Origin of the sequence: Sphaerotilus sp. (genome assembly GCF_041083715.1) — a bacterium.
Taxonomy (GTDB): Bacteria; Pseudomonadota; Gammaproteobacteria; order Burkholderiales; family Burkholderiaceae_C; genus Sphaerotilus.
Genome location: NZ_JBFPGY010000116.1, coordinates 1 through 10968 on the forward strand (window position 1 = coordinate 1; position 10968 = coordinate 10968).

Below are 10968 nucleotides of genomic sequence, written 5' to 3' on the forward strand. Positions count from 1 at the left end.
GTCGCCACCTCGCCGCTGCGCCGCGGCGCCGACGTCGGCCGCTGGCTGCGCCGCTGGGGCTGGCGACACCAGATCGATGCGCGCTGGCTGGAGCTTGATTTCGGCGTCTGGGACGGCCGGTGCTGGTCCGCCATCGCCCACGCCGACGTGCTGGCCTGGGAAGCCGATTTCCTGCAGCACGCACCGGGCGGTGGCGAATCGCTGCAACAGCTCCACACCCGGGTGTCGGATGCGCTGGCTGCCGTCCGGGCCGGCCAGCTGCCGCGCCTGGTCGTCGGGCATGCAGGGTGGATCAACCTGCTCAGGTGTCTGGAAGGGGAGGGGCTGGCACAGGGTGCGCTGACCGCCGCCACCTGGCCTGCGCCACCGCGCTACGGACAGCGCGTTCGCCCTGTCGTCTGAAGGGCCGGTGGGGTAGATTCGCCTCCCGCGGCCTCAGCCGTTACCATGCGCTGCTTTTTGAATTTTGAATTACGACGTCCAAGGACCACCGACGCCATGTTCCGCACCCTGCTCAAATCCAAGATCCACCGCGCCGCGGTCACCCACTGCGAGCTGCACTACGAAGGCTCCTGCGGCATCGACGAGGACCTGCTCGACGCGGCCAACCTCTGCGAGAACGAGCAGATCCACGTCTGGAACATCAACAACGGCGAGCGCTTCGTCACCTACGTGATCAAGGCACCCCGCGGCAGCGGCATCATCTCGCTCAACGGCTCGGCTGCCCGCCGCGCCAGCACGGGCGATCTGGTGATCCTGGCCGCGTTCGCCCAGGTGCACGAGGACCAGGTCGCCACGCACGCGCCCAGGCTGGTGTTCATGGACGAGCAGAACCGCATCAAGGAGCTGCGCGCCCACCCCGAGAACCCGCCGCAGGTTTCCCCGCTGCGCTGAACCCGGCATCCGACCCCGTGAGCCTGAACGACGACTGGCGCGCCCGCAGCCTGCGCGCGGTGTGGCACCCCTGCACCCAGATGAAGCTGCACGACGGCACGCCTGGCTCGCCTGGCCTGCCGCTGATTCCCGTGTCCCGGGCGGAAGGCGTCTGGCTGTACGACCACGAGGGCCGGCGCTACCTCGACGGCATCAGCTCCTGGTGGGTCAATCTGTTCGGCCACAACCACCCGGCGCTGGTGTCGGCGCTGGTCGATCAGCTCGGCCGGCTCGACCATGTGATGCTCGCCGGCTTCACGCACGGCCCGGTGGTCGAACTGTCCGAGCGGCTGGCGGCGCTGACCGGGCTGGGCCACGCCTTCTACGGCAGCGACGGCGCCTCGGCGACCGAGATCGCGCTGAAGATGAGCGCCCACTTCTGGCGCAACCACGGTGCACCGGAGAAGTCGCGCTTCGTCGGGCTGGCGGGTGGTTACCACGGCGAGACGGTCGGGGCGCTGGCCGTCACCGACATCGCGGTCTTCCGCGAGGCGTATGCGCCGCTGGTGCGCCTGGCCGCGACCGTGGACAGCCCGGATGCACGGGGCGCGGTCGGGGGCGAATCCGCCGTGGACGTGGCCGAACGCGCCGCACAGTCGCTGCAACGCTGGCTGACCGACCACCACGCCGAGACGGCCGCCGTGATCATCGAGCCGCTGATCCAGTGCGCCGCCGGCATGGCGATGCACGATGCGCATTACCTGCGGCGGGTGCGGGCGCTGTGCGACCAGTACCGCGTGCATCTGGTGGTGGACGAGATCGCGGTCGGCTTCGGTCGCACCGGGACGATGTTCGCGCACCAGCAGGCCGGGATTCGCCCCGACTTCCTCTGTCTGTCCAAGGGGCTGACCGGCGGGATGCTGCCGCTGTCGGCGGTGCTGACGACGGACGAGGTGTACGCGGCGTTCTACGACGACACCGTGGCGCGGGGCTTCCTGCACTCGCACTCGTACACCGGCAACCCGCTGGCCTGCCGCGCCGCGCTGGCGACGCTGGACCTGTTCGAGCGCGAGGACGTGCTGGTGCGCAACCGCACGACGGCCGCGCAGCTGACCGAACGCCTTGCCCCGCTGACCGCCCATCCCCGTGTGCGGCAGGCGCGCCAGCTCGGGATGGTCTGGGCCTGGGACATCGAGACGTCGCTGCCTGATTTCGCCCGCCGCTACAGCCGCCACGCGCTGGCGCACGGGCTGCTGCTGCGGCCGATCGGGCACACGCTGTACGCGATGCCGCCCTATGCGATCGACGCAGCGGCTGACGATGGCAGCGGCGCCTGGCTGGCGCGGGGCGCGTTGGCGGCGTTGAACGACACGCTGGCGGAGGAGGGGGTTTCGGCCGTGCCGAACCCTGCGGCGGTGGTGATCGATGCGGTCTGAACTGGGTTCGGTGTTTGTCATCGGGACCGACACGGGCATCGGCAAGACCCACGCCGCCGCCCACCTGCTGCGCGGCTTTGTCGCGGCGGGCCACCGGGCGGTGGGCATGAAGCCGATCGCCGCCGGCACGGCACGGGACGATGACGACGTGCTGCGGCTGCGGGCGGCGTCGAACGTCGTGGTGCCGGCAGCACTCGACAGCCCCGTGCGCCTGCCCGAACCGTTGTCGCCGCACCTGGCGGCCCGGCGCGCCGGGGTGGCCATCGCGCTGGAGCCGATCGTCGCTGCGTGCCGTGCACTGCAGCGCCGGGCCGAGGTGGTCGTGGTGGAGGGTGCGGGCGGTTTTCTCGTGCCGCTGGAGGAGCCGCTGGACGAGCCGCCGGGCGGCGGACTGGTGACAGGGGCCGATCTGGCCGAGGCGCTGGGCTTGCCGGTCGTGCTGGTGGTCGGCATCCGGCTCGGCTGCCTGAACCACGCGCTGCTGACGGCCGAGGCGGTGCGCACCCGCGGGCTGGCGCTGGCGGGCTGGATCGCCAACCGGATCGATCCGCACATGGCCTGCGCCGATGACAACGTGGCCTTCCTGTGCCGACACCTTGCTGCGCCGCTGCTGGCGGATCTGCCTTTCCATGCCATGCCGACCCCATGACCGAACCTGTTCCTGTTCCCGTCTCCTCCTGGCTCGATGAGCTGCCCGCCCGGCTGCAGGCGCTCGACGACGCCCACCTGCTGCGCCGCCGCCGCGTCGTGCGGCCGCTGGGCGATGGCTACCTGAGCGTGGACGGCGAGCGGCTGCTGGCCTTCTGCAGCAACGACTACCTCGGCCTGGCGGGCGATCCGGCGCTGGTCGAGGCGGCCTGCGCGGGCGCCCGCGCCTACGGCGTCGGCTCCGGCGCCTCGCCGATGGTCAGCGGCCACAGCGCGGCCAACGCGGCGCTGGAGGACGAGCTGGCCCGCTTCGTCGGCCTGCCGCGGGCGCTGTATTTCTACGCCGGCTTCGCCACCAACGCCTCGGTCATCCCGGCGCTGGTGGGCGAGGGCGACGCGCTGTTCTCGGACGCGCTCAACCACGCCTGCCTGATCGACGGCGCCCGGCTGTCGAAGGCGACCATCCACCGTTTCCCGCACGCCGACCTCGATGTCCTGGCCGCCCAGCTCGCGGCCTGCACCGCCCGGCGCAAGCTGGTGATGAGCGACGCCGTGTTCAGCATGGACGGCGACGTCGCCGACGTGCCGCGTCTGCTGGCGCTGTGCGAGCAGCACGACGCGCTGCTGCTGATGGACGACGCGCATGGCTTCGGCGTGCTCGGCCCGCAAGGGCGCGGCACGCTGGCGCGCTTCGGCCTCATCGGGCCGACCGCCTCGCGCCGCGTGCTCTACATGGCCACGCTCGGCAAGGCGCTCGGTGTGGCCGGTGCCTTCGTGGCGGGCGATGCGACGCTGATCGAATGGCTGCTGCAGAAGACCCGCAGCTACACCTTCGCCACCGCCGCGCCCGCCATGCTGGCCGAGGCGCTGCGGGTCAGCCTGCGCCGCGTGCAACATGACGAATGGCGCCGCGTGCGGCTGGCCGACCTCGTGGCGGCGCTGCGCCAGCGGCTGCACGCCGGTCTGGCGGACACCGGCTGGCGGCTGCTCGATTCGCCCACGCCGATCCAGGCGCTGATCGTCGGCGACAACGCCACGGCGCTGGCGCTGATGGACGGCCTGCGCCAGCACGGCCTGTGGGTGCCCGCCATCCGCCCGCCCACCGTGCCCGCTGGCACCGCCCGGCTGCGCATTGCCCTGTCCGCCGCCCACACCGTCGCCGAGGTCGAGCGCCTCGCCGACGCGATCATCGAACTGTCCCCCCGAACATCCCAGGAGACCACTGCATGAGCCTCGCCACCCCCCAGCCCGTCACGCTGATCCGCCCCGCCAAGCCCCTTGCCCCGGCGGCCGACGCCCGCTGGAGCGTCGCGCAGATCGAGGCGCTGTTCGCGCTGCCGTTCAACGACCTGCTCTGGCAGGCGCAGCAGGTGCATCGCCAGCATTTCGAGGCCAACGAGGTGCAACTCTCCACGCTGCTGTCGATCAAGACCGGCGGCTGCCCCGAGGACTGCGGCTACTGCCCGCAGTCGGTCCACTACGACACCGGGGTCGAGGCCAGCAAGCTGCTCGACATCGACGCTGTGCTGTCGGCCGCGAACGACGCCAAGGCGCAGGGCGCGACCCGCTTCTGCATGGGCGCGGCGTGGCGTGCGCCGAAGGACCGCGACATCGAGCAGGTGGCCGAGCTGGTCTCGGGCGTGAAGGCGCTGGGCATGGAAACCTGCTGCACGCTGGGCATGCTGAGCCAGACGCAGGCGCAGTCGCTGAAAGCAGCCGGCCTCGACTACTACAACCACAACCTCGACACCGCGCCGGAAGCCTACGGCCGCATCATCACCACCCGCGACTACCAGGACCGCCTGGACACGCTGGAGCATGTGCGCAGCGCCGGCATGTCGGTCTGCTGCGGTGGCATCGTCGGCATGGGCGAGAGCCGCACCGAGCGCGCCGGCCTGGTCGCGCAGCTCGCCAACCTGACGCCGTACCCGGAGTCGGTGCCGATCAACGAGCTGGTCAAAGTCGAAGGCACGCCGCTGGCCGATACCGACCAACTCGACCCGTTCGAGTTCGTGCGCACCATCGCGGTGGCGCGTATCACCATGCCGACCGCCCGCGTGCGCCTGTCGGCCGGGCGCGAGCAGATGGGCGAGGCGATCCAGGCGCTGTGTTTCCTCGCCGGCGCGAACTCGATCTTCTACGGCGACAAGCTGCTGACCACCGGCAATCCGCAGTCGGCGCGTGACCGGGCGCTGCTGGAGCGCCTGGGGATGACGACGACGGCGTGATGGCCTGAGCGTGTCCGCGCACCGGGTGTCATGGGCGGCGACGGGCCAGCAGCGCCGCCACCTCGGCGGCTGAGCGCACGCTGAGCTTGTCATAGACGCGGGCACGATGGACCTCGATGGTCCGCACCGACACGCACAGCTCGTCGGCGATGACCTTGTTGAGCTTGCCTGCGGCCACGCGCAGCATGACTTCACGCTCGCGCTCGGTCAGGCTGGTCAGGCGTTGGCCGAGTGCATCCTCGGCGGCGCGGCTGTGGCGCTGGCGGGCGGCCAGATCCAGCGCCTTCATCACGCGCAGCACCAGTGCCGTGTCGCTGAAAGGCTTCTCGACGAAGTCGAATGCGCCCTTGTGCAGCGCATCGACGGCCATCGGGATGTCTCCATGGCCGGTCAGGAAGATCACCGGCAGGCGCACGCCCCGCGCGATCAGGGCGTCGTGGACCTGCAGGCCCGACATCGGCTCCATGCGCACGTCGAGCAGGATGCAGCCGTCCGGCATTCCCGCATCACAGGCGGCCAGCAAGTCGGGGCCGCTGGCGTAGCGATGCACCTCCAGTCCGTGGGTTTCGAACAGGAAGGCCAGCGCGTCACGCACGGCCTCTTCGTCATCGACCAGGTGAATCGTCCGGGTCGGGGTCTGGCTCGTCGTCATGGCAGTCGTCGAATCGCTGAAGGGTGAATGAAAACCTGGCCCCGCCGAGCGGGCTGGCGCTCGCGTCCATCGCGCCGTGGTGGGCTTCGATCACCGAGCGGCAGATCGCCAGACCCATCCCCATGCCGTCGGCCTTGGTCGAATAGAACGGTGCGCACAGCGTCTCGATGGTGTGGCCGCGCAGGCCGGGGCCGTTGTCGTCGATGTCGATGCGGAGGTGGTGCGCACCGGTCACGGTCGCGCTGATGCGGAGTTCGCCGCCGCCTTGTGCGAGTTCGTCGGCCGCGTTGCGGACCAGGTTGATCACCACCTGCTCGATCAGCACCGGATCGGCGAGCACGGCAGGCAGCCCGTCTGCCAGCGCCCAGCCCACCACGATGCGCTGACGCTGCAGGTCTCGGCCGAGCAGCCCGACGGCACGGCGCAGTGTCTGCGCCACGTCGCAGCGCTCGCGTTGCGGGCTGCGGCGGGTCAGGAACTGGCGGATGCGCTGGACGATGCGGCCGGCCTCCGCCGCCTGCTCGCCTTGACGCTGCAGCGCCGTCAGCACCGCTGGATCGTCGAATCCCGCACGCTCAAGCGAGCGCCGCACGCCGCCGTTGTAGCTGGCGATCACCGTCAGGGGCTGGTTGAGCTGGTGGGCCAGCGCCGAGGCAATCTCGCCGAGCGTGGTCAGCCGGGCCTGGTGGGCCATCGCGTCGGCCTGGTTGCGTTCGCGCTCCTCCAGTCGCTTGCGTTCGGTGATGTCCACGATCGAGCCCATCCAGCCGATCTGACGGCCATGCGCGTCGATCAGCGGAGATTCCAGCACCATCACGTCGATGGCTCGGCCATTGACGTGCCGCCAGCGGGTCTCGTAGCCTTCGCGCGGCGCCAGTCCGGCGAGGTTGCGCTGGCTGCGCGTCATCGCCTCTTCGATGGCGTCCGGTGGCCAGTACGGCATCGGCGGCTTGCAGCCGATCAGCGTGTTGGCCGGCAGACCGACCATGTCGCAGAACGTGCGGTTGACATACAGCAGCCGGCCTTCGGTGTCGCGCGCGCGCAAGGCGACCAGCGCCGAGTCCTCCATCGCCCTGCGCCACCGGGCCTGCGTGCGCCAGGCCGCTTCGGCGTGGCTGATTTGCTTCATCTGGCGCCGCAGCAGCACCGTGGCCACACCGATCAGCACCAGGACACCGCCCAGCGGCACCAGTGGCGTCTGGCGCCACCATGGTCGGGGCGCTTCTCGGGGGATCAATTCGAGGAAGGTGCCCGTGCTGCTGAAGCTTCCACCGGCCTGGAGCCGGTAGCTCTCGCGCTCGCCGGGTGCGAAGGGTTGGTCATCGAGGGCCGCGATCACCTGGTCGGAGCTGTCCACCAGCCGCACGACATAGCGCCGCGTGAGCCACCAGGGCGCGCCGCGTCGCAGCAGCGTTGCCGGTGCGTAGCGCACCACCAGGCGCTCGCCGCCGGACTCGCCAATGCCGAACGGGATCGATCCTTGGGGAGGCGGGGCATCGATGGTCGCGACGAGGTGGGCCGAGAGTCCGCGGCGTTCTTCGGCCAAGACCGGTTCGGCTGGCGGGCCGTCGGGGAACTGGGCCACGATGCGGTTGTCCCGGTCGAGCCAGGTGATGCTGATCCACAAGCGTTGCAACCCGGCCATGACCTCGGGTTGGTCGCGCAGTCCGCGGGCGTCGCGCGGCTGGTCCCGCAGCCGGCTGGCAAGCAGGCGCAGCCGGGTCGTCTCGGTATCCAGGTGCGCCAGCAACTGGGCATCCAGGCTCAGCGCATCGGTGATCATCGTGCGGCGCAGTTCTGCCCGCTCCTCGACCTCGTTGTGGACCGCCCACAGCCCCACACCGGTCACGAACACCAGGGCCAACAGCATCGGCAGCAGCCACAGCGCACGCCACCGCGTCGGCCCCGGGTCGGAGGGCATGTCGTCGGTGGGGGCGTGGCTCGGGCGCATGGCCCGCAGTCTAGTGACCCCTGGCGGGGTGGGTGCCCCCGTGATTGGTCCGAATTCAAGGGTTATCCCTGGCGATGGCCGCAGATGGGCGCACACCTGGCGCACAAATGTGGAAGTCCACAGTTTCTCGCGGACCCGGTGGGCGCCCACACTGCACCGCACCAACCCCCATGAGAGGAGACACCCCATGCAGCGCGCATTCTTCCGAGTTCCGGCGACCGTCCTGGCGGCTCTGTGCCTGGCCTCCGCGGCCCATGCCTTCGATGGCTGGCACCAGACAGGCGCCACCCCGCTGGCCGGCCCCAGCACGACCTGGGACTACGTGTCGCTCGACGCCGGTCATGACCGGCTGTACATCGGGCACCGCAAGACCGGCCTGCAGGTGTTCGACCTGCAGAAGAACCGACTGGTCGGCATCGTTGCCGGGACGGCCGCTGCCAGCTCGAACGGCGCGGTGGTCATTCCCGAGTTCGACCTGGGCCTGTCCACCAACGAGAACGGCACGCTCACGCCCTTCTCGCTGTCCACCCTGGCGACCCAGCCATCGATCAAGCTGGGCGACGAACTGGATTCGGCGCATTACGATCCGGTGACCAAGCGGCTGCTGGTGAACATGGCGGCGGACAAGGAGGGCACGAGCCTGGTGGTGCTGGAGGTGCCGTCGCTGAAGAAGGTGGGCGAGGTGCGCATCAGCTCCCGCAAGCCCGAGCACGCCGAGGCCGACGGCAAGGGCCACCTGCTGATGGCCACGCGGGACGAATCCCGGCTGCTGCGCATCGACATGCAGCAACTGAAGGTGGTCGCGCAGTGGCCGGTGCCGGACTGCGCCCAGGCCAACGGGCTGGCCTACGACGCGGGCAACGACCGGGTCTTCGTCGGCTGCCGGGGCACGGCACCGGTGGCGGCCCTCACCACGCCAGGGCCGGTGGTCAAGCCGAGCCTGGTGGTGATGAACGGCCAGACGGGCGAGCGCGTCTTCGCGATGGAAACCGGCGGCGGCAACGACACGGTGGCCTTCGACCGCGAGCTGAAGCGCGTCTTCCTGGCCAACGGTGTCCACTCGCAGTTGCTGGTGGTGGAGCAGAAGGGGGCCGACCAGTACGTCGCCGTCGAGGCCGTGGGCGTGGCCAACGGGCTGCGCACGATGGCGCTGCACCCGACGACCAAGAAGCTCTACGGCGTGACGGGCGAGGGCAGCGCGGACTACGCCGGGAAGATCACCACCAGTGTGTCGCCGTACTACGCCAACACCTTCTTCCCCGACCGCTTCACGGTGTACGAGTACGGGCGCTGAACCATGGCCGGCCGGCCGGCGGTCAGCGGCGGCGTGCAACAGAAATGTGGAAATCCACAGTTCCTCGCAGGCGGCACCCGCACGGACACTCCGGCCCCATCCATCCCACCCCATGCATGACCGGCCCTCGCGGGCCCCGGAGATCTCCATGAACGTCCTTTCCGTCCTGTCCCGCCGCACCCTGCTGAGCGCCGCCCTGGGTGCTGCGCTGCTGGCCTCGGCCTCCGTGCAGGCCCAGGCCCCGATCGTCATCAAGTTCAGCCACGTCGTCGCGCCCGACACGCCCAAGGGCAAGGGTGCGCAGCGCTTCAAGGAACTGGTCGAGCAGCGCAGCGCCGGCCGCCTCAAGGTCGAGGTCTATCCGAACAGCCAGCTCTACAAGGACAAGGAAGAGCTGGAGGCCCTGCAGCTTGGTTCGGTGCAGATGCTGGCGCCGTCGCTGGCCAAGTTCGGGCCGCTGGGCGTGAAGGAGTTCGAGGTGTTCGACCTGCCCTTCCTGTTCAAGGACGACGCCTCCTTCCGCAACACGACGGCCACGCTCGGCCTGGAGCTGTTCAAGAAGCTGGAGTCCAAGGACATCAAGGGCCTGGCCTACTGGGACAACGGCTTCCACGTCATGAGCGCCAACAAGCCGCTGCACACCGTGGCCGACTTCAAGGGCCTGAAGATGCGCATCCAGTCGTCCAAGGTGCTGGACGCGCAGATGCGTGCCCTGGGCGCGATCCCGCAGGTGATGGCGTTCTCGGAGCTGTACCAGGCGCTGCAGTCGGGCGTGGTCGATGGCACCGAGGGCGTGCCGTCGAACTTCTACACGCAGAAGGTCTTCGAGGTCCAGAAGCACCTCACCCTGTCCAACCACGGCCACCTGGCCTACGCGGTGATCATCAACAAGAAGTTCTATGACGGCCTGCCGGTCGATCTGCGCACGGTCGTGGACGGGGCCATCAAGGACGCGACCACCTACGCCAACGCGATCGCCTCGACCGAAAACGCCATCGGTCTCGACAAGATCAAGGCCAGCGGCAAGACCACGGTCTACACGCCCACGGCCGCCGAGATCACCGAGTGGAAGAAGGCCCTGATGCCCGTCCACAAGGAAATGGAAGGCCGGGTCGGCAAGGCCACGATCGAAGCGGCCTACAAGTCGGCCGGTTTCGTCGCGCCGAAGTGACGCCTGGGAGAAGATTCCATGTTGCTCAAATTGCTGGATCGGCTCGAAGAGGTGCTGATCTCGACCCTGATGGCGGTGGCCACCACCATCATCTTCCTGGCGGTGGTCCACCGCTTTTTCGCTGGCATTCCGGTGCTGCAGGACTGGATGGTCCGGCTCAACGTGAGCTGGGCCCAGGAGCTGTGCATCTTCCTGTTCGTGTGGATGGCCAAGTTCGGTGCGGCCTATGGCGTGCGCCAGGGCATCCACGTCGGCGTGGACGTGCTGGTGCGCAAGCTCACGGGCGGCCCGCGCAAGGCGATGGTGATGGTCAGTCTGCTGGCCGGGGCGCTGTTCACTGGCATCGTCGGCACGCTGGGCGCCAACTTCGTCTGGCACATCGGCCACACCGACCAGACCTCTTCCGACCTGGAAGTGCCGATGTGGATCGTCTACCTGTGCGTGCCGCTGGGGTCGTACCTGATGTGCTTCCGCTTCCTGCAGGTGGCGTGGAACTTCCTGAAGACCGGCGAGCTGCCGCACCACGACCACGGCCATGTCGAAGGCATGGAGGACGTCAACCCCGATGAACTGCTGGCCGGCACGTCTGCCGCCCCTGGAGGCCGCGCATGAACACGCTCATCATCTTCGCGCTGCTCATCACCCTGATGCTCACCGGGATGCCCATCAGCATCTCGCTGGGGCTGACGGTGCTGACCTTCCTGTTCACGATGAC

11 protein-coding genes are annotated in these 10968 nt (G+C 69.4%); 9 read left to right on the forward strand and 2 right to left on the reverse strand.

Translation table 11 applies throughout. The features are described 5' to 3' along the window. From AB3X43_RS05590 to bioB, 6 genes are all read left to right on the forward strand, one after another. A partial coding sequence (locus AB3X43_RS05590) for a histidine phosphatase family protein (protein ID WP_369428880.1) occupies positions 1-402 on the forward strand: 402 nt, incomplete at its 5' end. A 96-nt stretch (positions 403-498) separates the two neighbouring features. Beyond that, complete coding sequence (gene panD / locus AB3X43_RS05595; protein ID WP_369428882.1) at positions 499-894, forward strand: aspartate 1-decarboxylase; 396 nt, start codon at positions 499-501, stop codon at positions 892-894. Between the two features lie 17 nt (positions 895-911). Continuing rightward, positions 912-2309: an adenosylmethionine--8-amino-7-oxononanoate transaminase gene (gene bioA, locus AB3X43_RS05600; RefSeq protein ID WP_369428883.1), complete on the forward strand. Its 1398-nt coding sequence runs from the start codon at positions 912-914 to the stop codon at positions 2307-2309. After that, entirely contained in the window at positions 2299-2958 is a 660-nt protein-coding gene (bioD, locus tag AB3X43_RS05605) for a dethiobiotin synthase (protein ID WP_369428884.1), read from the forward strand. The genes bioA and bioD overlap by 11 nt, the downstream gene beginning before the upstream one ends. Continuing rightward, positions 2955-4187: an 8-amino-7-oxononanoate synthase gene (gene bioF, locus AB3X43_RS05610; RefSeq protein WP_369428885.1), complete on the forward strand. Its 1233-nt coding sequence runs from the start codon at positions 2955-2957 to the stop codon at positions 4185-4187. Before bioD ends, bioF begins: the two co-directional genes overlap by 4 nt. After that, positions 4184-5185: a biotin synthase BioB gene (gene bioB, locus AB3X43_RS05615; protein WP_369428886.1), complete on the forward strand. Its 1002-nt coding sequence runs from the start codon at positions 4184-4186 to the stop codon at positions 5183-5185. The genes bioF and bioB overlap by 4 nt, the downstream gene beginning before the upstream one ends. Positions 5186-5213: 28 nt before the next feature. On the opposite strand, the gene AB3X43_RS05620 is transcribed toward bioB, so the two are convergent. Together AB3X43_RS05620 and AB3X43_RS05625 are read right to left on the reverse strand one after the other, a co-directional pair. After that, complete coding sequence (locus AB3X43_RS05620; protein WP_369428887.1) at positions 5214-5837, reverse strand: response regulator transcription factor; 624 nt, start codon at positions 5835-5837, stop codon at positions 5214-5216. Further along, the gene (locus tag AB3X43_RS05625; protein WP_369428888.1) at positions 5791-7788 is read right to left on the reverse strand and encodes a sensor histidine kinase; all 1998 of its coding nucleotides are present in this window, start codon (positions 7786-7788) and stop codon (positions 5791-5793) included. The genes AB3X43_RS05620 and AB3X43_RS05625 overlap by 47 nt, the downstream gene beginning before the upstream one ends. Positions 7789-7975: 187 nt before the next feature. Between AB3X43_RS05625 and AB3X43_RS05630 the strand changes: the two genes are divergently transcribed. The 3 genes from AB3X43_RS05630 to AB3X43_RS05640 all read left to right on the forward strand — a co-directional run bounded on the left by AB3X43_RS05630 (position 7976) and on the right by AB3X43_RS05640 (position 10865). Beyond that, positions 7976-9082: a YncE family protein gene (locus AB3X43_RS05630; RefSeq protein WP_369428889.1), complete on the forward strand. Its 1107-nt coding sequence runs from the start codon at positions 7976-7978 to the stop codon at positions 9080-9082. 148 nt (positions 9083-9230) lie between these two features. Further along, positions 9231-10253, forward strand: a complete 1023-nt coding sequence (locus AB3X43_RS05635; protein WP_369428890.1) for a TRAP transporter substrate-binding protein — start codon at positions 9231-9233, stop codon at positions 10251-10253. Between the two features lie 18 nt (positions 10254-10271). After that, positions 10272-10865, forward strand: a complete 594-nt coding sequence (locus AB3X43_RS05640; protein WP_369428891.1) for a TRAP transporter small permease — start codon at positions 10272-10274, stop codon at positions 10863-10865. Positions 10866-10968 lie beyond the last annotated feature (103 nt).